The organism is Vibrio eleionomae (assembly GCF_009874545.1).
GTDB classification, from domain to species: Bacteria; Pseudomonadota; Gammaproteobacteria; order Enterobacterales; family Vibrionaceae; genus Vibrio; species Vibrio nitrifigilis.
Genome location: NZ_WEKT01000005.1, coordinates 41,348 through 64,322 on the forward strand (window position 1 = coordinate 41,348; position 22,975 = coordinate 64,322).

General features: G+C 41.7%; 18 protein-coding genes, 3 tRNA genes, 3 rRNA genes, 1 pseudogene and 1 riboswitch. Of the genes and pseudogenes, 11 read left to right on the plus strand and 14 right to left on the minus strand.

Features of this window, described 5'->3' with window-relative positions:
* Positions 1-30: 30 nt before the first annotated feature.
* The 6 genes from betI to choV are packed head-to-tail and all read left to right on the plus strand — an operon-like array spanning position 31 to position 6,914.
* Positions 31-633: a transcriptional regulator BetI gene (gene betI / locus F9817_RS04475; RefSeq protein ID WP_161153768.1), complete on the plus strand. Its 603-nt coding sequence runs from the start codon at positions 31-33 to the stop codon at positions 631-633.
* A gap of 8 nt (positions 634-641) precedes the next feature.
* Positions 642-2,102 carry a betaine-aldehyde dehydrogenase gene (gene betB / locus F9817_RS04480; RefSeq protein ID WP_161153769.1) on the plus strand — a complete coding sequence of 487 codons (1,461 nt, stop codon included), beginning with the start codon at positions 642-644 and terminating at the stop codon, positions 2,100-2,102.
* A gap of 9 nt (positions 2,103-2,111) precedes the next feature.
* The gene (betA, locus tag F9817_RS04485) at positions 2,112-3,809 is read left to right on the plus strand and encodes a choline dehydrogenase (protein ID WP_161153770.1); all 1,698 of its coding nucleotides are present in this window, start codon (positions 2,112-2,114) and stop codon (positions 3,807-3,809) included.
* A 34-nt stretch (positions 3,810-3,843) separates the two neighbouring features.
* The gene (locus F9817_RS04490; protein ID WP_161153771.1) at positions 3,844-4,782 is read left to right on the plus strand and encodes a choline ABC transporter substrate-binding protein; all 939 of its coding nucleotides are present in this window, start codon (positions 3,844-3,846) and stop codon (positions 4,780-4,782) included.
* Positions 4,783-4,842: 60 nt separating this feature from the next.
* Entirely contained in the window at positions 4,843-5,688 is an 846-nt protein-coding gene (gene choW / locus F9817_RS04495; RefSeq protein ID WP_161153772.1) for a choline ABC transporter permease subunit, read from the plus strand.
* Positions 5,688-6,914, plus strand: coding sequence for a choline ABC transporter ATP-binding protein (gene choV, locus F9817_RS04500; protein WP_161153773.1), 1,227 nt, complete (start codon positions 5,688-5,690; stop codon positions 6,912-6,914). The genes choW and choV overlap by 1 nt, the downstream gene beginning before the upstream one ends.
* Positions 6,915-7,057: 143 nt before the next feature.
* On the opposite strand, the gene thiH is transcribed toward choV, so the two are convergent.
* The 10 genes and pseudogenes from thiH to rrf (F9817_RS04550) form a co-directional block, all read right to left on the minus strand.
* Positions 7,058-8,185, minus strand: a complete 1,128-nt coding sequence (gene thiH, locus F9817_RS04505; protein WP_161153774.1) for a 2-iminoacetate synthase ThiH — start codon at positions 8,183-8,185, stop codon at positions 7,058-7,060.
* Positions 8,182-9,006: a thiazole synthase gene (locus tag F9817_RS04510; protein WP_161153775.1), complete on the minus strand. Its 825-nt coding sequence runs from the start codon at positions 9,004-9,006 to the stop codon at positions 8,182-8,184. Before F9817_RS04510 ends, thiH begins: the two co-directional genes overlap by 4 nt.
* A gap of 3 nt (positions 9,007-9,009) precedes the next feature.
* A complete protein-coding gene (gene thiS, locus F9817_RS04515) occupies positions 9,010-9,213 on the minus strand; it encodes a sulfur carrier protein ThiS (protein ID WP_161153776.1) in 204 nt (67 codons plus the stop codon).
* Complete coding sequence (locus F9817_RS04520) at positions 9,206-10,039, minus strand: HesA/MoeB/ThiF family protein (protein ID WP_161153777.1); 834 nt, start codon at positions 10,037-10,039, stop codon at positions 9,206-9,208. The genes thiS and F9817_RS04520 overlap by 8 nt, the downstream gene beginning before the upstream one ends.
* A complete protein-coding gene (gene thiE, locus F9817_RS04525; RefSeq protein ID WP_161153778.1) occupies positions 10,023-11,318 on the minus strand; it encodes a thiamine phosphate synthase in 1,296 nt (431 codons plus the stop codon). Before thiE ends, F9817_RS04520 begins: the two co-directional genes overlap by 17 nt.
* Before the next feature lie 139 nt (positions 11,319-11,457).
* A pseudogene (gene thiC / locus F9817_RS04530) lies at positions 11,458-13,249 on the minus strand (phosphomethylpyrimidine synthase ThiC); the annotation flags it as partial.
* Positions 13,250-13,359: 110 nt separating this feature from the next.
* A riboswitch (TPP riboswitch) is annotated at positions 13,360-13,458 on the minus strand.
* Positions 13,459-13,557: 99 nt separating this feature from the next.
* Positions 13,558-13,941 carry a fluoride efflux transporter CrcB gene (gene crcB / locus F9817_RS04535; RefSeq protein WP_161153780.1) on the minus strand — a complete coding sequence of 128 codons (384 nt, stop codon included), beginning with the start codon at positions 13,939-13,941 and terminating at the stop codon, positions 13,558-13,560.
* 660 nt (positions 13,942-14,601) lie between these two features.
* Positions 14,602-14,678, minus strand: a tRNA-Trp gene (locus F9817_RS04540).
* A gap of 59 nt (positions 14,679-14,737) precedes the next feature.
* Positions 14,738-14,814, minus strand: a tRNA-Asp gene (locus F9817_RS04545).
* A 52-nt stretch (positions 14,815-14,866) separates the two neighbouring features.
* Positions 14,867-14,982: ribosomal RNA gene (gene rrf / locus F9817_RS04550) — 5S ribosomal RNA — on the minus strand.
* Positions 14,983-15,064: 82 nt separating this feature from the next.
* On the opposite strand from rrf (F9817_RS04550), the gene rrf (F9817_RS04555) reads away from it, so the two are divergent.
* The 3 genes from rrf (F9817_RS04555) (at position 15,065) to rrf (F9817_RS04565) (ending at position 15,479) form a co-directional block, all read left to right on the plus strand.
* A 5S ribosomal RNA gene (rrf, locus tag F9817_RS04555) occupies positions 15,065-15,180 on the plus strand.
* A 56-nt stretch (positions 15,181-15,236) separates the two neighbouring features.
* Positions 15,237-15,312, plus strand: a tRNA-Thr gene (locus tag F9817_RS04560).
* 51 nt (positions 15,313-15,363) lie between these two features.
* Positions 15,364-15,479, plus strand: a 5S ribosomal RNA gene (gene rrf / locus F9817_RS04565).
* 150 nt (positions 15,480-15,629) lie between these two features.
* Here rrf (F9817_RS04565) and leuD read toward each other — a convergent pair.
* The 4 genes from leuD to leuA are packed head-to-tail and all read right to left on the minus strand — an operon-like array spanning position 15,630 to position 20,409.
* Positions 15,630-16,232: a 3-isopropylmalate dehydratase small subunit gene (leuD, locus tag F9817_RS04570; RefSeq protein ID WP_161153781.1), complete on the minus strand. Its 603-nt coding sequence runs from the start codon at positions 16,230-16,232 to the stop codon at positions 15,630-15,632.
* A gap of 17 nt (positions 16,233-16,249) precedes the next feature.
* Entirely contained in the window at positions 16,250-17,656 is a 1,407-nt protein-coding gene (gene leuC, locus F9817_RS04575; protein ID WP_161153782.1) for a 3-isopropylmalate dehydratase large subunit, read from the minus strand.
* Positions 17,657-17,715: 59 nt separating this feature from the next.
* Positions 17,716-18,807, minus strand: a complete 1,092-nt coding sequence (leuB, locus tag F9817_RS04580; RefSeq protein WP_161153783.1) for a 3-isopropylmalate dehydrogenase — start codon at positions 18,805-18,807, stop codon at positions 17,716-17,718.
* Positions 18,808-18,858: 51 nt separating this feature from the next.
* Positions 18,859-20,409 carry a 2-isopropylmalate synthase gene (leuA, locus tag F9817_RS04585; protein ID WP_161153784.1) on the minus strand — a complete coding sequence of 517 codons (1,551 nt, stop codon included), beginning with the start codon at positions 20,407-20,409 and terminating at the stop codon, positions 18,859-18,861.
* A gap of 483 nt (positions 20,410-20,892) precedes the next feature.
* Here leuA and F9817_RS04590 point away from each other — a divergent pair, with 483 nt between their 5' ends.
* Both F9817_RS04590 and leuO read left to right on the plus strand, forming a co-directional pair.
* Positions 20,893-21,426 carry a phosphatase PAP2 family protein gene (locus tag F9817_RS04590; RefSeq protein WP_161153785.1) on the plus strand — a complete coding sequence of 178 codons (534 nt, stop codon included), beginning with the start codon at positions 20,893-20,895 and terminating at the stop codon, positions 21,424-21,426.
* A 489-nt stretch (positions 21,427-21,915) separates the two neighbouring features.
* Positions 21,916-22,884, plus strand: coding sequence for a transcriptional regulator LeuO (leuO, locus tag F9817_RS04595; protein WP_161153786.1), 969 nt, complete (start codon positions 21,916-21,918; stop codon positions 22,882-22,884).
* Positions 22,885-22,975 lie beyond the last annotated feature (91 nt).

Sequence of the window (22,975 nt, forward strand, 5' to 3'; positions counted from 1 at the left end):
ACCGTTCAATAAAAATTAAAAGGAATGGATATGCCAAAGGTTGGGATGCCTGAAGTACGTAAACCACAACTTGTCAAAGCAACGATGACCGTTATCGAGCGTGTTGGATTGCATGCTGCAAGTATTGCTTTGATCAGTAGAGAGGCAGGCGTGTCTACCGGCATCATTAATCATTACTTTGGCGGCAAGCATGGACTGCTTGAAGAAACGATGCGTGCGATATTGCGCGAACATTCACAAACGATAATGACAGCGTTGGCAAAAATACCTAAGCATGCCCATCAAGAGCGAATTAATGCCATTGTTGAAGCTAACTTCTCAGGTTTTCAAGCCCAAAGTGAAGTTGTAAAAACTTGGCTCGCTTTTTGGTCGTATTCCATGCATGACCCACAGCTATTACGTCTACAACGAGTTAACGAAAAACGCCTGATTTCACACTTAATGATAGAGCTCAAAGCATTACTACCTATCACTGTTGCACACCAAGTTGCACAAGGCATAGCAGCGTTAATAGACGGAATCTGGTTACGTGGGGCTTTAAACCCTTTAGGCATTAATACTCAAAAAGCCAAACTCATTATCACCGATTATTTAGAACAACAACTAGCGCATCGTGCGCTGGCAACTAATTAGGCTTAACAATGGAAATAGCATCTTTATACATTAATGGTGAAGCTCGCAAAGCGACATCTAACGAAACATTTACCACTCATAACCCTGCTACAGGCGAAGCAATTGCCGTCTTAGGTCAAGCCAGTGAACAAGATGTGCAAGATGCAGTTCAATCTGCACAAGAAGGCTTTAAAGTGTGGTCAGCTATGTCTGCGACTGAACGCAGCCGAATCTTGCTCAAAGCGGTAGCAATTTTACGCGAACGTAACGATGAGTTAGCAGAACTTGAAGTCTTAGATACTGGTAAGCCACTACAAGAAGCAAACTGTGTTGACATTGTTACTGGTGCCGATGTTATCGAATACTTCGCAGGACTAGCCCCTGCACAAGAAGGCGCGCAACAACCTCTTTCTGAGAGCCAATTTTTTTATACCCGTAAAGAGCCTTTAGGTATCTGTGCTGGTATCGGTGCTTGGAACTACCCAATTCAAATTGCGATGTGGAAATCAGCTCCAGCTCTAGCAGCAGGAAATGCAATGATCTTCAAACCATCAGAAGAAACGCCTCTTACTGCTCTGAAACTCGCGGAAATCTTTACTGAAGCAGGCGTACCTAACGGTGTATTCAACGTTGTTCAAGGTGATGGCCGTGTTGGCCAAATGCTCACAGGTCACCCAGACATTGCGAAAGTATCGTTCACAGGTGAAGTGGGTACGGGTAAAAAAGTAATGAGTGCAAGTGCACAAACACTCAAGTCAGTAACGATGGAACTGGGCGGTAAATCTCCACTTATCATTTTTGATGATGCCCAAATTGACCAAGCGGTTTCTGTTGCAATGATGGCTAACTTCTATACCCAAGGCGAAGTATGTACTAACGGTACTCGTGTTTTCGTTCATGAAAAGATCTACGACAAATTTGTGGCACAACTTAAAGAGCGCACTGAAAAGCTGATCATCGGCGATCCGATGGATCTAAACACTCAGGTCGGTGCTCTTATTTCTAAAAAACACTTAGAGAAAGTACTCGAGTTTATTGAGAACGGTAAAAACAGCGCAGCCACCCTACTCACAGGTGGATACCAAGTGACAGAAAACGGTTTAGATAAAGGTAACTTTGTTGCCCCAACTGTATTTGCAGACTGTACCGATGATATGGATTTCGTGAAATATGAAATCTTCGGCCCAATCATGGCTGTTCTTAAATTCTCTGATGAAGAAGAAGTTATCGCACGTGCTAACAACACCGACTACGGTCTTGCAGCAGGTGTCTTCACTCAAAACCTATCTAGAGCTCACCGTGTAATCCACCAGCTCGAAGCCGGTATCTGCTGGATTAATACTTGGGGAGACTCCCCTGCGCAAATGCCTGTCGGTGGTTACAAACTATCAGGTGTGGGTCGCGAAAATGGTGTTGAAACACTCAATCACTATACGCAAACCAAGAGTGTTCTGATTGAACTGAACGAGTTTGTTGGGCCATACGCTTAAGGAGGCAGGATGAAGCAGCATTACGATTACATTGTTATTGGCGCCGGTTCAGCCGGCTGTGTTTTGGCTGATCGCTTAACAGAATCAGGTAAGCACTCTGTATTACTTTTAGAAGCTGGCGGCAGTGATAAAAGCATTTTTATTCAAATGCCAACGGCTCTTTCTTATCCAATGAACACCCCAAAATACGCGTGGCAATTTGAGTCACTCGAAGAAGAGGGACTCGATGGACGTCGCCTTCATTGTCCTCGCGGTAAAGTGCTTGGTGGCAGTTCATCAATTAATGGCATGGTCTATGTTCGTGGCCATGCTTGTGACTTTGATGAATGGCAAGAACATGGTGCAACAGGATGGGATTACGCAAATTGTCTTCCTTACTTTAAAAAGGCAGAAAGCTGGATTGGAGGTGAAGACGAATACCGTGGAGGTAACGGACCATTAGCAACTTGTAATGGTAATGATATGGAGCTTAATCCTTTGTATCAGGCATTTATTGATGCCGGCCAGCAAGCAGGTTACCCAGAAACAAAAGACTACAACGGTTACCAGCAAGAAGGCTTTGGCCCAATGCACATGACAGTAGACAACGGCGTGCGAGCTTCAACCTCGAACGCTTACCTACGTCGCGCGATGAAGCGCCCTAACCTAACTGTAGCGACCAAAGTACTGACACGAAAAATCATCCTCAAAGACAAAAAAGCAATTGGCGTTGAATTTGAAAAGAATGGCACAATCCATCATGCGTTCGCTAATCAAGAAGTCATTTCTAGTGCAGGCTCTGTTGGATCTGTACAACTACTTCAACTCTCGGGTATTGGTCCAAAAGATGTATTGGAAAAAGCGGGCGTTGAAGTTCAACACGAATTGCCTGGTGTTGGGGAAAACCTTCAAGATCACCTAGAAGTCTATTTCCAATATCGCTGCGAACAACCTATCTCGCTTAACAGCAAATTAGGCTTGATCAGCAAAGGTTTGATTGGTACTGAGTGGTTACTTACTCGTAAAGGCTTGGGCGCAACGAACCACTTTGAATCGTGCGCTTTTATCCGCTCACGAGCGGGCCTCAAGTGGCCAAACTTACAATACCACTTTTTACCAGCTGCTATGCGATATGATGGCAGAACAGCGTTTGATGGTCATGGTTTCCAAGTACACGTTGGTCCGAATAAGCCATTAAGTCGCGGTAAAATTTGGATTGAATCATCCGATCCCAAAGCAAAACCTGCGATTAAATTTAATTACTTACAACACGAACAAGACATTCAGGATTGGCGTGATTGTATTCGTCTCACGAGGGAGATACTCGCTCAACCCGCATTGGATAAATATCGCGGCGATGAAATTCAGCCAGGAATGGCTATTTCATCAGATGCCGATATTGACGAATGGGTTAAAGAAAATGTTGAGAGTGCTTATCACCCTTCATGCTCATGCAAAATGGGCGCAGATAACGACCCAATGGCCGTACTTGATGAAACCTGTCGAGTGCGTGGTATAGAAGGTCTCCGTGTTGTCGACTCTTCTATCTTCCCAACCATTCCAAACGGTAACCTCAATGCACCTACGATTATGGTCGCTGAGCGAGCAGCAGATTTCATTTTGGGTCATGAAATGCTGCCGAAAAGTGAGGCCGCTGTTTGGATAGATCCTAACTGGCAAGAACAACAACGTTTAGAAAAACCTCAGCGAGATCTCGCTGATATCTAGCCAGTGATTACTTCATAAGATAAGGAAATTAAACATGCGTAAAGTCGTTACCTTCACCGCCGCAGCGTTATTGTCTCTTAACGCTTATGCAAATAGCTGTGATTCAGTTAGCTTTGCCGATGTTGGTTGGACAGATATCACTTCCACCACAGCTGTAACATCAGAAGTGCTAAAAGGTTTGGGATATAAAACCCATACCGAACTCCTTTCAGTACCAGTCACTTATTCTTCGATGGCAAGTGGTGATATTGACGTATTTCTTGGTAACTGGATGCCTACCATGGAAGGCGATATTGCTAAATATCGTGATTCAGGAAAAGTTGATGTGTTACAGGCAAACCTAGTGGGTGCCAAATACACATTAGCGGTACCAAAATACGTTTATGATGCAGGCGTACACTCTTTTGCTGACCTTGCAAAATACGCCGACAAGTTCAAAAGTCGCATTTACGGTATCGAACCTGGCAATGATGGCAACCGTCTCATCCAATCGATGATCGATAAAGATGCTTTCAACTTAAAAGACTTCAACCTTGTTGAGTCAAGTGAAGCCGGTATGGTTTCACAAGTATCACGAGCGATTCGTCGCCATCAATGGATTGCTTTCCTTGGCTGGGCACCTCACCCAATGAACAGCAAGTTTGACATGAAATACCTATCCGGTGGTGATGATTACTTCGGCCCTAACTATGGCGGTGCCAAGGTGTATACCAACGTTCGCCACAACTACCTAAAACAGTGTCCGAATGTAGGTAAGCTGATCTCTAATCTTAAGTTCGACCTTAATATGGAAAACCATTTAATGGGTCGTATTTTAAATGACAAACAGAAACCAGCAGTTTCCGCTCGTGAATGGCTACAATCTCACGAACAATATCTAGATACATGGCTTAAAGGGGTGAAAACCATCGATGGCAAACCTGGCGAAGCCGCGGTTAAAGCCTATCTCGAGAAAGAGAAAGATAACGCCTAACTCTAACTCATGAAAACAGTGGAGCATGGTTTTGCTCCACTGAACTAACAAGGATATATTGTGAATATTTTTACCGATTACAAAATCCCACTTGGTAGCTGGATGGAAACAGTCGTCGATTGGTTAACTATCCATGCATCTGGCTTTTTTGATGCTATCTCCATCTCTCTTGAGACAGCGATTATGTTCTTAGTGGACATATTTAAAGCCATGCCTCCTGCTCTACCAATTATTCTTACAGCTGCCTTAGCTTGGTGGTTACATCGTAGAATTTCGCTGGTTATTTTCGTAGTCGTTTCGCTACTTCTCATACTTAACCTCGGCTACTGGCAAGAAATGCTTGAAACCTTCGTAATGGTTTTCTCAGCGACTGTCATCTGTATTTTAGTTGGAGTACCGCTTGGAATTATGTCAGCCCACCGCCCATGGCTGTACACGCTGATGCGCCCTATTTTGGATCTCATGCAAACCGTTCCTACATTTGTTTACCTTATTCCAACACTGGTTCTGTTTGGTTTAGGGGTTGTTCCAGGGCTTATCTCAACCATTATTTTTGCCATTGCAGCACCAATTCGTTTGACCTATCTAGGCGTCACTAGAGTGCCAGAGGAATTAGTAGAAGCTGGTAAAGCTTTTGGTGCGAGTAGAATGAAGTTGTTATTTAAAGTTGAGCTTCCAGCTGCAATGCCAAGCATTATGACTGGAGTTAGTCAGTGCATCATGTTGTCCCTATCTATGGTAGTGGTTGCCGCACTTGTTGGTGCCGATGGCTTGGGTAAACCCGTCGTTCGAGCATTGAATACTGTCAATATCTCACAAGGTTTTGAAGCTGGATTAGCCATTGTACTTGTGGCAATTATTCTCGACCGTATGTGTAAAGCACCAAACAGTAAGGACATGCAATAATGAAATCAATTAGCATTGAAAACTTGGACGTTATTTTTGGTGATCACAGTGAAAAGGCACTTAGCCTACTGGACCAAGGCAAAACACGTCAGGAAATTATCGACGAAACCGGACTAGTCGTCGGTGTCGATAATGTTTCACTAGATGTAAACCAAGGCGAAATTTGTGTATTGATGGGCTTATCTGGTTCAGGTAAATCAAGCCTTCTACGCGCCGTTAATGGTTTGAATAAAATTACTCGCGGCTCATTAAAAATCAAAGATGGCGATGATGAAGTTGACCTCGCCAGCTGCAATGAAGCCACCCTTCGCCATTTACGTACAGAACGTATTTCAATGGTGTTTCAAAAGTTTGCGTTAATGCCATGGCTATCGGTATTAGATAACGTTGCCTTTGGTTTAGAAATGCAAGGCGTACCAAAGAAAGAACGTCGCCTCCGAGCACAAGAAAAGCTAGATATGGTTGGACTTGGTGAATGGGCTGAACAATTCCCTCACGAACTTTCTGGTGGTATGCAGCAACGCGTTGGTTTAGCGCGAGCATTTGCTATGGACAGTGATATCCTATTAATGGATGAACCATTTTCAGCTCTCGACCCTCTCATTCGAGCTCAACTGCAAGATGAACTGTTAGACCTACAGAAAAAATTAAACAAAACGATTATCTTTGTAAGCCATGATTTGGATGAAGCATTAAAAATTGGTTCACGTATCGCGATTATGGAATCAGGTAAATTGATTCAATACAGTAAGCCAGAACAAATCATCCTTAAGCCCAAAACACAGTATGTGAAAGATTTCGTGGCACACACAAATCCTTTAAATGTATTACGTGGACGATCTTTGATGAATTCGGCTAATGAGCTAGTAAGTGATGAGCAGGACCGTATACAGATTTGTGATCAGTCTGATATCTGGTTAGAAAAAACTGATAAGAATTGGGCAGTCACCGGAGAAAATGACTACGAAGTTGTTGAGTGGAGCTCTCAACTGGAATGCTCAGAGCTAAGCGAAGATTCAATTGTTATTGCTTCTCCTGACATTGAAATGCGTGATGCCATTGAGATTCGCTATCATACTGGTCATCCAATTGTCTTAGTTGAAGATAATGAACTCATCGGTACGCTAAACGATCATGATTTTTATCATGCTCTACTCGGCAAATATAACGATGACGATTCAGTGGTCACTGGAACAACCTCCTCAAAAAAGGATAAAGCTGCATAACGCAGCCCTTTCAACGCATCAATTAAATTATATGATGTTGAACAGAAGATTGACCAAGAAAAAGACGACAGCATTGTCGTCTTTTTTATTATTAAACCTGAGCAATATTCGTCATTTCACCCTTGCCTGTTTCACGTGAAACATTATGAGGAAAATCCCCTCGACCAATCATGCCAAATTACATCAATATTTTTCTGAATCAGCATTGAGGTGACTTCTTCCGTAGCTCTATTATCACTAATAGAAAACTGTTCCAGTTCGCTATCACGATTAATATATCCCCCAGGTTGAGTGCTCGATTCCGCGGACATATGTGTAACACCACAAAGCACTAAAAAATCACGCAACTCAGCGGATTCTCGAGTAGAAAGTGATAATTCAACCTCAGGAAAACAGAGCCTATAAGCACAGATAAGCTGTATTAACTGCTGATCACTGATTAATGATTTCGGCTTAATTCCCCCTTCACACGGTCGTAAGCGAGGAAAGGAAACTGAAAACCTAGAACGCCAATATCTACTCTGTAAATATTCTAAGTGATGCGCGGCGAATACTGAGTCTATCCGCCATTCATCAAGGCCAAGCAACGCGCCAATGCCAATTTTATCTATCGACGCTTTACCCAACCTATCCGCCGTATCAAGGCGATATAGAAAATCTGTTTTATTCCCTTTTAAATGATGTTGGGCATAAGTACGAGGTTGATATGTTTCTTGATATACCAATACCGAATCAACACCTAGTGATTTTAGTTCTGTATACTCAAACTGATTGAGCGGTTGAATTTCGAGAGCAACGTATGAAAAGTACTTTTTCACAATAGGTACCATTTCTCGAAAATAATCCATTCCTACTTTCGATTGATGTTCCCCAGTAACAAGTAAGATGCTGTCATACCCTTTCTGTTTAATGACCTTTAACTCGGCGACAACTTCATCCTTATTTAACGTCTTACGCTTTATATGATTACTCATAGAAAAACCACAATAGGTACAATCATTAGCACAGAGGTTAGATAAATAAAGAGGTATATACATTGATATCGTATGACCAAAACGTTGCTTAGTTAACTGCTGTGATTGAGAAATCATAAGTGGTAAGTAAGCAAAAGCCGCTGGTGACACTAGCGTTTTGAAATCATCAAATGTCAATCGTATACCGTTACCGCTCTTGATTAAGCTTAATTCGACTTGCCTACCACTTCGGCTGTACACATCCAGAGATAAACCATCCCAATCTAATTGTTCGAATTGTTTTAAATATCCGCTCATAAGTTATCCCCCTCGAACTTATGAGGTTCACCTACCGATGCTTGTGCTATAGATTTAAAAAAGTCGGTCATAGGACTACTAGCTTGCGCAAAATTCGTCGCTTGATTAGTACCAATATTCCAAGCTTTCCTCCCTGCTAAAACCGCTAAGCGAAAAGCATCAGCCATCTCAACGGGGTTACTCGCAGTTGCGATTGCAGTATTCACCAATACTGCATCAGCACCTAATTCAAGCGCTTTGCTTGCATCTGATGGATGCCCAATTCCAGCATCAATAACGACGGGTACATTAGCTTGTTCAACGATAATACGTAAAAACTCCTGAGCGATTACCCCTTGGTTACTACCAATAGGAGCAGATAGTGGCATTACAGTCGCACACCCTACCTCTTCTAATCGTTTACATATAACGGGGTCACAGTGACAATAAGGTAAAACAATGAAGCCCTGCTTAACTAAACTTTCCGCAGCTTGTAGGGTTTCGATGGGATCAGGCATCAGGTAACGACTATCAGGATGAATTTCTAACTTAATCCAATTTGTCGCGAATAAATCACGCGCTAACTGCGCCGCAAAAATGGCTTCTTCTGCACTACGAGCACCAGAAGTGTTTGGTAGCAAATTAACACCTAATGTTTTGAGGGTTTGATATAAATTTCGACTACCACTATCACCTAGTTGAGGGTCGACTCTCTTTAGTGCGACGGTGACTAATTCTGATTGACTCGCCTTAATCGATTCAGACATCAATTCGGTTGTAGCAAATTTTCCTGTTCCGGTAAAAAGACGCGAAGAAAATACTTTATCAGCGATTTTAAGCATCGTTTACCCTCCAACTACTGCACTAAATGTTGTTACCGAATCACCTTGTTCCAAAGTCACGCTCGACCATAATGAATTCGGTATTACCTGATAATTAATTGCCAACGCAATAGAGAGTGATTCAATTTCAAGTTTCTGCACCAAATCCAAAACGGTCGAATTAATATCGATGGTATAACGATTTCCATTCATTACTATTTCAATCATCTTCCTTCCCTCCCGATAGCCTATCTAGTTTAAAACGGATATGAGTATCCTCTTCAGTGACTCTTTGTTCTCTGCAGACAGCACATTGAGGATCAGCAACAATCGAATACTCACTCCAATCTCCTCGCTTGCCATCTAAGCGATATAGCCTATTTGTCGAAAAACTGATTTTCTGATGGGTAAGTAACTGAAGACAAGCTAGGCTTTGGTAATAGCCAATGATGCCAACAACAGGCGCAACAACTCCTAAATCAGCACAGTTTTTAGTTGCGGTGTGAACTTGAGGTGATTCAGGGAATAGGCAGGAGTAACAAGCTTGTTTTGGTGCGTAGTCCCAAATAGAGAATTGCCCTTTCCATCCTGTTACTGCTCCCGAAATGAGGGGAACTTTGCAACGATAGCAACACTGATTAATTTGCTGACGTGTCGGCATATTGTCACTACAATCGATGACAATATCAGCCAACGTGACTTCTAACATTAGTTGCTCATCGGTCATCCTACGTTTGATACATCGAACACGGCAATCCGCGTTTTGGATCTCTATAGTTGCTTTAAGTGCATCGACCTTAGCAACACCGACTTGAGCCATGTTAAAAGAAATTTGCCTAGGTAAATTATTGAGCTCTACTTGATCATCATCCACTAACACTAAACGACCAATGCCAGACGCCGCTAAACTGATCGCGACATGATTACCTAGACCACCACACCCGATTACTAAAACGGAACTATCAAGTAAACGAATTTGGGACTTTTCCCCCCACTCATGCAAGCAAATATGTTTGCTATAGCGAATAAATTGTTCATCAGTAAGAGAAGACATTGGCTTTACCTCTCTTCTCCAAAACATGGAATTTAGTCACGATCGATTCAAGCTGCTGGTGATTGAAATGGGCAGCCCTCACAACAGCGACACCATCCACACCTGTTTTATAAACGTCCAGAGCATTATCTAAATGAATACCACCTATCGCTACAGTCGGTAATCTTCCAAACGAACGAACTGACGATGAATCAATAAAACTTAGATAAGCGGCAAGCTTATGCAGCCCCTGTGGTTTTGATGGCATACTTTTCGTTGTTGTCGCGAATACATGCCCTAACGCGATATAGCTTGGCCTACATCTGATGGCTCGCAGTATTTCAAAATATCCATGAGTTGATATTCCAAGCCTAATATTGGCTTTAGTTAAGCAATCAATATTTTGCTGACTAATATCATCCTGACCTAAATGGACACCAAATGCCTGATGCTTTATTGCCAACTCCCAGTGATCGTTTATATAGACATTAGCTTGGTACTCTTTCCCTAGGGATATTGCGGAGATAATTTCTGATTCCAAACTTTCAGACCTATTATCCTTAATCCTAAGTTGAATCGTTTTGACACCATAGTCCAAAAGCTTTTTCAGCCATTTGGTATTATCAACAACAGGGTACAAACCAATCTCTTTGGATATCTCCGGAAAGAACGTATCAGAGCTGATAGAACTTATTTTGAATTGCCCTTCTTTAGCAAAGCAGAGATCAACAGGTACAGGAAAATCATCTTTCTTCACTGGCCAAGATGTTTCACGTGAAACATGTCCTAATACCCGCGCTAATGACAAACTATCTTCGAGCGTGAATTCCAGACAGAGTAACGTAAGCAGCCAACAGAAATGATAACGGATATTGATAGGCAAATTAGAAAATTGGGCTCCTATACCTTCGGTGCTATTTTCTAAAAACCATGCGTCTAATCCAGAAGCTTCCGGAGAAACAAAGATAGATCTGAGCAAAAACGATGGGCTCAGCGAATAAGCAGCGTCACCCGATACTAAACGACGAATGTCGGTAGAATAGTACAGATATAAGAGAGACCCCGACACGTCATATTGTTTCTCTCTCTTACTTATCCTACTTGGCAAAATATGGATTTGGTTTTTATCATCGAAAGAGATTGAAATAATGTCTCCAGATATAACTCTATACTCAATATCTATGGATGGTTCACAAAGTCCAAGTGTCTGCAGAAACTCCACATTTTTTTCTAATTGTTGCATTACCATATGAGTATCGAGGCCATCAACAGCCAACTGCTCAGGAAGATCAATGTTCATTATGACCTTCCCTCCTTTAAATCAGATTCAAGATAGAGCTGAGAACCTGAATCAATAAATCGTTGCGACATCATTTCCATGCCTCCAGTAACATCAGCCACATCTATCCGATTACTTGATACCGAATGAGATTGGCTAGCTGCATACTGGCGAACTTCTTGGGAAATTTTCATCGAACAAAATTTAGGACCACACATCGAACAGAAATGAGCAATTTTCCCAGACTCTTGTGGTAGGGTTTCATCGTGAAGTTTTCTAGCGGTATCAGGATCTAGAGATAAATTAAACTGGTCTTCCCAGCGAAATTCAAAACGAGCCTGAGATAATGCGTTATCTCTAACCTGCGCTCCTGGATGCCCTTTCGCTAAATCCGCAGCATGGGCAGCCAATTTATAAGTAATAAGACCTGTTTTTACGTCCTCTTTATTAGGTAACCCTAAGTGTTCTTTAGGAGTGACATAACAAAGCATCGCACAACCAAACCATCCGATCATAGCCGCGCCGATCCCAGAAGTAATATGGTCATACCCAGGTGCAATATCAGTAGTTAAAGGGCCTAAAGTATAAAATGGAGCTTCATGGCAATGCTCCATCTGCTCATCCATGTTCTCTTTAATCATATGCATAGGCACATGACCAGGGCCTTCAATCATGACTTGGACATCATGTTCCCAAGCAATTTTTGTTAGCTGACCTAGTGTATGTAACTCTGAAAATTGAGCTTCATCATTAGCATCAGCAATCGAGCCAGGGCGTAATCCATCACCTAAAGAAAGAGCAACGTCATACTCAGCGCAAATTTGGCAAATCTCTTCAAAATGGGTGTATAGAAAATTTTCTTGGTGATGCGCTAAACACCATTTAGCGATAATAGAACCACCTCGAGAAACAATTCCAGTCACTCGATTTGCTGTCATAGGTACGTATCTCAGTAACACGCCACAATGAATGGTAAAGTAATCAACCCCCTGCTCTGCTTGCTCAATCAAAGTGTCTCGCATCACTTCCCAAGTCAGATCCTCAGCAATACCATTTACCTTTTCTAGAGCCTGATACATAGGAACAGTGCCAATAGGAACTGGACTATTACGTAAAATCCACTCGCGTGTTTCATGGATATGTCGACCAGTAGATAAATCCATAATAGTGTCAGCTCCCCAACGAGTCGCCCACACTAATTTTTCTACTTCTTCCTCAATAGAAGATGACACTGAGGAATTACCAATATTAGCGTTAACCTTAACTAAAAAGTTACGCCCGATTATCATTGGTTCGGATTCAGGATGATTGATGTTATTGGGAATAATAGCTCGTCCTTCAGCGACCTCTTGGCGAACAAATTCCGGAGTAATATAAGAAGGAGTATTAGCAGAAAAGCGTTGACCTGGATGTTGTTTACTCAATTGAGGGTCAACCAAATTATCTAAGCGTTGATTTTCACGGATGGCAATAAATTCCATTTCAGGAGTAATAATGCCTTTTCGAGCATAATGAAGTTGAGTAACACAGTGTGAATGTTTAGCGCGTCGAATTATAGTTTGGTTAGGGAAGCGGCTGTCATTAAGTGTACGATCTTCCAAACGTTCTAATGTATAGGTGGACTTAGAATTGGCTAATATTTCGGTATCATCTCGTTGTTCTATCCACTGACTTCGCACACTCTCTAATCCTGACAAAATATCAATGGTTACATTAGGGTCAGTATAAGGGCCAGAGGTATCATAAACATAGATAGGGGCATTATCACGATACTCAGGGTTATCTTTGCTCCCACCGAGTAATGTCTTACTTAAGGATATTTTACGAAAAGGGACTTTTATCGTGGGGTTACCACCGAACAAATAGGACTTTTCTGAGTTAGGTAACGGCTCATTAGATAGTGATTGAATAAATTGTTTAGCGTGTAAACGGCTTTGCTTTCGACTCGACATAGCATTTTCCTCAATGAGTTAGATGGATAATGCTTGACGGATATATGCAACAAGAGCGATCAGTTAAATTGATCAAAGATAAGACAGAAATAGTAATAGAGCATTTCTGAGATGTGTCTTCTCTTGTTCCCTTCGCAGGTTCTAGCCTGATCAGGTTCAACGGATCCCGAACTAACGGTCTCAGCCATATGGCACTCCGACAAGTGAATTTTATTATATGCAAGCGAATTAAATACACAAAGGCCTTCTCTCATTGAACAACAAAAATGAGAGAAGGCCTTCAATTTAACATTTTATTTAAAATAAACTTAAGAACGCAGTAACCACTGATAGCCAACATAAGCCGCTGAGATACTGAATAGAACATTCAACAACACATTGAAACCTAGTTTAATGAATGCACCCTGCTCAATCATCAAGACGTTATCCATAGAGAACGTTGAAAATGTAGTTAACGCTCCTAAGAAACCAAGACCAACTACCTGACGCCATGGGTATGGAGCTAACCATTCGTTCTGAAAACATGCCATTAAGATTCCCATGATAAAAGAACCAATAATGTTGACAGATAGAGTACCGTAAGGAAATGCTCGTCCAAACATGGTAACGGTCCACTCAGAAATTAAATAACGAGAGCAAGCGCCAAATGCTCCGCCTATAGCAATAAACAGCAAAATAGATATTTGAGTCATATCGAAATCCACATAGTAATATTTGCTTACTATTGTAAACAAAAAATCGCCAATGCTAAGAAATAAGTACAAAAATCATCACTTTCATTTACCACTAATCCTACCTGAAAGAATAGATAAATAAAAAAGTTACAGGAGTCACTTATATCCGAATAAAAGTAGAATTGCTATAACGGGTAGATAAGACAGTAAAGTTCAGCATGATCAGATTTGTCTTTCAAAACCAAATCAAAAAGAACGAAAACTATAACAAAATAATCTCTGTCTCACAGTGGCTCAAGTTACATACTAAGGGGTAATAATATCTATCGAGCCGAACGATAAAAGAAACCCAGTATTCTTATAGAGCCGTAATTTAATGGTCTAAGGATCCACTTAGTTGAAAATCCTACTCTCTATATTTGACTGGGGCAAAAATCTAGAAACAAAAAAACACAGGCTTTTTAAGCTCAAAATAAAAAGCCCTAGCATTACTGCTAAGGCTTAAAATTATGGCAGGGGGGACTCGGCCGGCATTCCGGAGATTCGACTGGACGGCAGTCCAGCAGCCAAGATACACAACTCCATTAGTCAGATAACGAGTAGCTCTATCACTTAGGAGCAATTCACCATGATTCAGATGTAAAAAAAGCCTTAGCATTGCTGCTAAGGCTTCAATTATGGCAGGGGTGGAGAGATTCGAACTCCCAACACGCGGATTTGGAATCCGCTGCTCTGCCAATTGGAGCTACACCCCTAAAACATTAAATTTTTTATATGAAAAAACCCCAGTCTAAGACTAAGGCTTTTAAATAAGTGGCGGAACGGACGGGATTCGAACCCGCGACCCCCGGCGTGACAGGCCGGTATTCTAACCAGCTGAACTACCGCTCCGCGAAACTGGTTTTTACCGTAAAGTGTCTAACACTCTACCGTTTAAATTAAAGCCTGGCGATGACCTACTCTCACATGGGGAAGCCCCACACTACCATCGGCGCGATTTCGTTTCACTTCTGAGTTCGGCATGGGATCAGGTGGGTCCAAAATGCTATGGTCGCCAAGCAAATTCTTTGTTGTTACCGCTATCGCAGCAACAATTAATTCAGAAAGCTGTCGTTCTCNAGCGGTAACAACAAAGAATTTGCTTGGCGACCATAGCATTTTGGACCCACCTGATCCCATGCCGAACTCAGAAGTGAAACGAAATCGCGCCGATGGTAGTGTGGGGCTTCCCCATGTGAGAGTAGGTCATCGCCAGGCTTTAATTTAAAGAGGCCCGTGTTATCACGGGCCTTTTAGTCTGAACAGACGCTTTAGCTGATATGGCTCAGTCGGTAGAGCGCATCCTTGGTAAGGATGAGGTCCCCAGTTCGATTCTGGGTATCAGCACCATTTATTACAATTTGTTGAGTGCCTTCTTTTTACTCAATAATACAGAATTTGCTTGGCGACCATAGCATTTTGGACCCACCTGATTCCATGCCGAACTCAGAAGTGAAACAAAATTGCGCCGATGGTAGTGTGGGGTTTCCCCATGTGAGAGTAGGTCATCGCCAGGCTTTATTTCAAAACCCCAGCCCACTCGGCTGGGGTTTTCTCGTTTTATACCTACTGTATATATTCATATTTCCTCAGGAACTTTTGTTTGTGGTTATCGGATATAAAAAAAGCTGCCATATCGGCAGCTTTTGTTCATAAAGAATGGCTCTTTATTGCAAGAAATTAGGTATGTTTGCTTCGAACTCGGCAATTTTATCTGCGTGTTGAAGTGTTAGGCCAATATTATCTAATCCATTGAGTAAGCAGTGACGACGGAATTCATCAATCTCAAATGAATAATTTTTGCCATTTGCTGTTACTGTCATTGATTCTAGATCAACAGTGACTTCTGCACCTTCAGTTGCTTGTACGAAATGGAAGATTTCATCGACTTCCTCTTCTGTCAAACGTACTGGAACCATTTGGTTGTTGATTGAGTTGCCGTAGAAAATATCAGCAAAACTTGGTGCAATCATTACTTGAATACCGTAGTCAGCAAGTGCCCAAGGTGCATGTTCACGAGAAGAACCACAACCAAAGTTTTCACGAGCGAGTAAGATACTTGCTCCTTTGTATTGTGGTTTATTTAATACGAACTCAGGGTTAGGTTGTTCACCTGCATCATCAAGAAAGCGCCAGTCATGGAATAGGTGCTTACCAAAACCAGTTCGTGTTACTTTTTGTAGAAACTGTTTTGGGATAATCGCATCGGTATCGACGTTGGCTGCATCCAATGGGACAACTAAACCAGTATGTTGTTTAAATCCTGTCATGATAGTGTCCTTTCTAATTAGTTGATTTCTCGGATGTCGACAAAGTGCCCTGCGATTGCAGCAGCCGCGGCCATTGCTGGGCTAACTAGGTGTGTACGACCATCACGACCTTGGCGGCCTTCGAAGTTACGGTTAGACGTTGATGCACAGCGCTCTCCAGGACCTAAGCGGTCATTGTTCATTGCCAAACACATGGAGCAGCCAGGTAAACGCCATTCAAATCCTGCTTCGATAAAGATTTTATCTAAGCCTTCTTCTTCTGCTTGCGCTTTAACTTGTTCTGAACCTGGTACGATCAAGGCCTGTACGTGTGACGCAACCTTTTTGCCTTTAGCAACTTCAGCAGCTGCTCGCATATCTTCGATACGTGAGTTAGTACAAGATCCAACGAATACTTTATCAATTTTATATTCAGCTAGTTTAGTACCACCTTTTAATCCCATATATGCAAGAGCTTTTGTTGCTGAGGCTTTTTCTACAGGATCAGAGAAATCTTCTGGTGAAGGAATGATACCGTCTACCGCCATTACTTGACCTGGGTTAGTGCCCCAAGTGACTTGTGGGCGAATATCTGCAGCATTTAAAGTCACTACAGCATCGAATTCTGCATCTTCATCAGTTTTTAATGAAGACCAATATTCCACTGCTGCATTCCAATCTTCAGATGAAGGGGCGTAACGACGATTTTTAATGTAATCGAATGTCGTTTCATCAGGTGCGATAAGACCTGCTTTAGCACCTAACTCAATGGCCATATTACATACCGTCATACGGCCTTCCATGGAGAGATCTCGAATGGCTTCACCACAAAATTCAACCACATAACCGGTGCCGCCGGCTGATGTTGTTTTTCCGATAATGGCCAAAACAATATCCTTGGCGGTAATTCCAGGAGCCACCTTGCCTTTTACTTCAATTTTCATGGTCTTAGCACGGGCTTGTTTTAGTGTTTGAGTTGCTAAAACATGCTCAACTTCAGAAGTACCGATACCAAATGCTAGGGAGCCGAAGGCACCGTGAGTTGCAGTGTGAGAGTCGCCACAGACGATGGTCATACCTGGTAGAGTAATACCTAACTCAGGCCCCATAACATGCACAATACCCTGATATTTATGGTTAATATCAAACAGAGTGACACCAAACTCTTTACAGTTTTTTGATAGTGTTTCCATTTGTATACGAGCCATCTCACCAGATGCGTTAATGTCTTTGGTGGTGGTCGATACGTTATGATCCATCGTGGCAAATGTTTTGCTGACTTGGCGTACTGGACGCCCTTTTTCACGCAGTCCATCAAAGGCTTGAGGTGATGTTACTTCGTGTACTAAATGGCGGTCGATGTACAAAATTGGGTTTTCGCCTTCGGCTTCAACCGCAATATGAGCATCGTAAATCTTTTCGTATAAGGTTTTTGCTTTTGACATTGCTTTGTTCCTTGCAGCTCGCAGAGCGAGAAGGATCGCCTATGCGATCCCTCCTAATATTATGAGTTTGAGATATATTGAGCGATAACATCACCCATTTCACTAGTGCTTAAAGCAGGGTTGTTACCTGCCAAGTCACCAGTTAATTGGCCGGCTGCAAGAGCTTTACTTACAGCCGCTTCAATATCTTTAGCTGCATCTTCTTCGCCTAAGCTGTAACGTAGCATTAGAGCTGCAGAAAGAATTTGCGCTACTGGGTTCGCAATATTTTTACCTGCGATATCGGGTGCACTGCCGCCCGCCGGTTCATACAAACCAAACTTACTTTCGTTCATACTTGCTGAAGGTAACATGCCCATTGAGCCTGTGATCATCGCACATTCATCAGACAAAATGTCACCAAAGATATTTGAGCACAGTACAACATCGAACTGAGATGGGTCTTTAATTAACTGCATAGTCGCATTATCAATATACATATGAGTTAATTCGACATCTGGATAGTCTTTAGCAATTTCAGTCACAATTTCACGCCACATGATAGAGCTTTGTAATACGTTAGCTTTATCTATAGAGCATACTTTCTTATCACGTAGCCTTGCTGATTCAAAAGCAATCTTGGCAATACGTTCAATCTCATAGCGGTGGTAAACTTCTGTATCAAAGGCTTTTTCGTTAGGGCCTTCACCTTCACGACCTTTTGGTTGACCAAAGTATATGCCACCTGTTAATTCACGAACCACTACAATATCAAAACCACGAGCTGAGATATCGGCGCGTAGAGGTGAAAAGTCCTCTAAACCATTATGGATCTGAGCTGGACGCAAATTACAGAATAGTTGGAAGTGTTTACGAAGAGGTAATAAGGCACCACGCTCCGGCTGTTCATTTGCTGGAAGGTGTTCCCATTTTGGGCCACCAACAGAACCAAACAGAACGGCATCTGATTCTTCACAAGCAGCCAAAGTAGTATCTGGTAATGGTTTACCATGGTTGTCTATTGCGATACCGCCGATGTCGTGTTCTTCACGGGCAAAGGTCAAATTATATTTAGTTTCGATGGCATCAAGCACTTTGTTTGCTTGCACCATTACTTCTGGGCCGATGCCATCGCCAGGTAAAACCGCGATTTTGTATGTTGTGTTTGTCATGCGAATCCTATTCGTCTTAATGAGTTATAAATTTATTCTGGTCTGCAGTTCTTATACTGTGGCGATTTTTTTGCGTTGTTTAATCTCTTCAATTTCATCTGCACGATGGATGCTATTGATAACATGCAAAAGCGCTTCACCTGATGCTTCAACAATATCTGTTGAGACGCCAGTGCCGTGATATTTACGGCCCTTGTAATTAGCAATGATATCGGCTTGTCCTAAACCGTCTTCGCCTTCTCCCTTGGCGGTCAAATCAAACTTATCTAAAACAATGTCATAACCTGTAACTCGGTAAATGCATTGGTACAACGCATCGACAGGGCCATTGCCTACCGCCGCTTCACATTTTTCTTCATCACCACATTGTAGTTTGATACTGGTGGTAGCCATTACACTGCCAGACTGCACACTTAAATAATTCAATTTGAAGTAATCGTCTTCATCACGCAGGTTTGAAAAGTACATCAATGCTTCTAAGTCATAATCGAAGACTTGGCCTTTTTTATCTGCAAGTTTCAAGAAGTTTTCGTACAACACATCTAGGTTGTAGTCAGTATCACTATATCCTAATGATTGCATGTGGCTCTTAACGGCTGCTCGACCACTGCGACTCGTTAGGTTCAACCCTTGGTTTTTTAGTCCAATGGATTCAGGAGTCATAATTTCGTAAGTGTTCTTATTTTTCAGCATGCCATCTTGGTGAATACCAGAAGAGTGGCTAAATGCATTAGCACCTACAATAGCTTTATTGCTCTGAATAGGCATGTTACATAACTGACTAACTAGTTTACTTGTACGGCTGATTTCTTCGTGTTGAATTCCGGTTGTAACGCCTAGTATATTTTGACGGGTTTTCAAAATCATAGCGACTTCTTCTAACGCCGTATTACCAGCTCGTTCACCGATTCCGTTGATAGTTCCTTCAATTTGGCGAGCGCCATGTTGTACTGCTGTGATCGAGTTTGCCACGGACATGCCTAAATCATCATGGCAGTGAACAGAAATGATCGCTTGGTCAATGTTAGGAACTCGGTTGAATAACGATTCAATAATACCACCAAATTCACTTGGAACGGTATAACCAACTGTGTCAGGGATGTTAATTGTCTTAGCGCCTGCACTAATTGCTGCCTCAACCATACGACAAAGATTATCGATTGGCGTACGTCCAGCATCTTCGCAAGAAAATTCGACGTCATCGGTAAATTTACGTGCGTGTTTAACGGCTTTAACACCCATTTCGATAACATCTTCATAGCTTCGACGTAGTTTGTCTTGAACATGAACAGTTGAAGTTGAAATAAAGGTATGAATACGGAATGCTTCAGCAACTTTTAATGCTTCAGCTGCTGCGTCGATATCTTTCTCTACGGCACGAGCAAGAGCACAAACGCGGCTATTTTTAATATTTTTTGCAATGGTTTGTACCGATTCAAAATCACCAGGCGATGAAACCGGAAATCCTGCTTCAATAACATCGATACCTAGACGTTCTAGTGCATATGCTATTTGCAGTTTTTCTTTTACGGTTAAACTGGCAGATAGAGCTTGTTCACCATCACGCAATGTCGTATCGAATAATATGACCTGGTCGTTCATGTTTGCTTCCTCATTTCGAGAGTTAATCGTTTTCTTCCTGGATTTAGTTATAAAAAAACCCGCTAAAAGCGGGTTTTCGTTATTCTGCATTGTGGCGTTTTTCGTCCACAGCTCACCCGCGCGATTGTTTCACGATAAGGAGGAGGCTGAGAAGGAGTGAAAAACGAATTGTCATTGATATAAACATCCACAAATTAAGTTGGTAAATTAGTACCGCACTCAAGTGATGACGTCAACCAAAAAGTTGATTTTTTATGCAAATAAGTGGGCTGGAGAATAATAGCACTTCATACCATAATCGCTTTGAGATACTGAAAGTGTTTATTTTATTCTTATTTTTCAAATTGTTGCTGTTTGTTTTTTACGTTCCGTTGTAAGTTTCATGGCATTTAAAAGAAAACATCACGGATTCGTCACATCTCGCTCCTAATTTTAATAATGTCAAAAAGGACATGTCTGTAGGGATAAATAGGAAGACGGAGCATGAGAACAATAGAACCAATTGTTAAACTCGACTTTGCAGTGTCGTTATATTGTTTACAACATCGTTATAGTGGCTTTGCGGCTCGAGTGAGTAAGGCAATATCTCATACAGGAGATGGGCATCTTTATGTTATTTTTGCGTTACTTGCTTGGGGAATTAAAGGGCAGGTTGGACAAGGATTTGTTATCGCAGGATTACTGGCTTTCTTGCTTGAATTACCTTGTTATTGGTTACTAAAAAACAGTTTTCAACGTCGTCGACCACAGGAATTTTCTCCTTTATTACCGGCTTTTATTACCCCCTCTGATCGATACAGTTTACCTTCTGGACATACTGCTGCTGCATTTGTTGTTGCATGCATTATTGGCCACTTTTTCCCTCAACTCTATGGTATGGCTCTGATCTGGGCATGTTTGATTGGCTGTGCACGGGTTTTATTAGGAGTACACTTTGTCAGTGATGTAATTATTGGTGCTGTTCTTGGGTGTTGCTGCGCCACTGCCGCATTGTTCTACTTGGGGCATTATGCGTGAGCATTCTTTATGGAATAGAGTCGATTTTCCTACCTATATGTCTATCAGCTAATGTTATGGTTTTCTATTTTATTGTTAATAAAATAGGCAGTAATATCATTACGCAACCGTTTCCTTAACAAGAAAAACACCTCACGCAATAGCATATATTTATGCTGTGAATGGGACTTTACTAGCCTTTTGTGCAATAAATACCTTTATCAATTAGTTTAATATTTGTTCTTTATCACGTTTTTATGTTTTTTTATGTTTTTATAAGATGCTGATAATTATTGTTTTTATTTAGTTCACTTATAAAAAGAAATGACTTTTTATCAATCGGGTTGCCATTCGTGTACGAATTAGTTGATAGTAGGTGTCGCGGTGGAATTATCCGAGTGGTAAATAATAAAAGCCTAGGTTATCTATCTTCATCAAATGTTCGCCATTTTAATTCTATCGCTCACATGATTAATAACAAAAAAACGAACCCAAGAGGCGTTTCACAGTATGTTAGATAAAGTAGAAAGGAAAGACGCGATGAGTGCCATCGCAAGCTATCGAATGGAAAGTACATTACGCAGTGTGGACTTAAACCTCCTCACTGTATTTGATGCCGTTATGCAGGAGCAAAACATTACTCGTGCTGCGCATAATCTAGGTATGTCTCAACCAGCAGTAAGTAATGCCGTTGCTCGCTTGAAGGTTATGTTTAATGACGAGCTATTTATGCGTCAAGGTCGTGGTATCCAACCAACACAACGTGCTCGTCAACTGTTTGGGCCGATCCGTCAAGCTTTACAATTAATTCGTAACGAATTACCAAGTTCAGTTTTCTCCCCTGAAACTTCAACTCGTTTATTCAAATTGGCCATTTGTAGCCCATGTGATATTCGTTTTGCGCCAAACATCATGCAGTCAATTCAAACTCAAGCTCCAAATGTAAAATTGCATTTAGATGCAGAATTTGATCGTCTTCTCGCTGAGCGCATGCGTTATCAAGAAATTGATTTTGTCATCGATTACGCTCGATTTGATGAGCAAGGCTTCTCAAGCACTGAAATCTTTCAAGATGAATTAGTGGTTGTTGCCGCGAAAAATCACCCACGTATTCAAGGTAGTGTTACTCGTGATGAATTATCTCAAGAACATCATGCGAAGTTATCTAAAATTCATGGGCAACGTAGCTTCTCTGAACAGGCTTACCGCGAGCTTGATTGCCATTCTAGCTATGAAGGAACAAGTCTGAGCAATGTTCTCTATGTTGTAGGTCAGTCTGAACTTGTCACTATTGCTCCTCGCTGGATGGTCGAAAATGCGGCTAATCGTGATCAGCTACAGATTATCTCCTGCCCATTTGATAATGTGAAAATTCACGGTTACTTAAGCTGGCATGAATCGAGTGAGAAAGACAAAGGTCACATTTGGTTACGTGATCAGTTAATGATGATCTGCGGTGAAGTAATCGCCGATAAATAATAACTGTTAGTAGTTAGTTAGCCTCTTTTAGCCTCAAATCTATACCGGTTTGAGGCTTTTTTGTATCTGTTCAGTTTATCCCTTCTATATG

Coding starts and splice junctions, on each gene's coding strand:
- betI (WP_161153768.1), top strand. CDS start 31: ATGCCAAAGGTTGGGATGCCTGAAGTACGTAAACCACAACTTGTCAAA.
- betB (WP_161153769.1), top strand. CDS start 642: ATGGAAATAGCATCTTTATACATTAATGGTGAAGCTCGCAAAGCGACA.
- betA (WP_161153770.1), top strand. CDS start 2,112: ATGAAGCAGCATTACGATTACATTGTTATTGGCGCCGGTTCAGCCGGC.
- F9817_RS04490 (WP_161153771.1), top strand. CDS start 3,844: ATGCGTAAAGTCGTTACCTTCACCGCCGCAGCGTTATTGTCTCTTAAC.
- choV (WP_161153773.1), top strand. CDS start 5,688: ATGAAATCAATTAGCATTGAAAACTTGGACGTTATTTTTGGTGATCAC.
- thiH (WP_161153774.1), bottom strand. CDS start 8,185: ATGAGCGGATATTTAAAACAATTCGAACAATTAGATTGGGATGGTTTA.
- F9817_RS04510 (WP_161153775.1), bottom strand. CDS start 9,006: ATGCTTAAAATCGCTGATAAAGTATTTTCTTCGCGTCTTTTTACCGGA.
- thiS (WP_161153776.1), bottom strand. CDS start 9,213: ATGATTGAAATAGTAATGAATGGAAATCGTTATACCATCGATATTAAT.
- F9817_RS04520 (WP_161153777.1), bottom strand. CDS start 10,039: ATGTCTTCTCTTACTGATGAACAATTTATTCGCTATAGCAAACATATT.
- thiE (WP_161153778.1), bottom strand. CDS start 11,318: ATGAACATTGATCTTCCTGAGCAGTTGGCTGTTGATGGCCTCGATACT.
- crcB (WP_161153780.1), bottom strand. CDS start 13,941: ATGACTCAAATATCTATTTTGCTGTTTATTGCTATAGGCGGAGCATTT.
- leuD (WP_161153781.1), bottom strand. CDS start 16,232: ATGACAGGATTTAAACAACATACTGGTTTAGTTGTCCCATTGGATGCA.
- leuC (WP_161153782.1), bottom strand. CDS start 17,656: ATGTCAAAAGCAAAAACCTTATACGAAAAGATTTACGATGCTCATATT.
- leuB (WP_161153783.1), bottom strand. CDS start 18,807: ATGACAAACACAACATACAAAATCGCGGTTTTACCTGGCGATGGCATC.
- leuA (WP_161153784.1), bottom strand. CDS start 20,409: ATGAACGACCAGGTCATATTATTCGATACGACATTGCGTGATGGTGAA.
- F9817_RS04590 (WP_161153785.1), top strand. CDS start 20,893: ATGAGAACAATAGAACCAATTGTTAAACTCGACTTTGCAGTGTCGTTA.
- leuO (WP_161153786.1), top strand. CDS start 21,916: ATGTTAGATAAAGTAGAAAGGAAAGACGCGATGAGTGCCATCGCAAGC.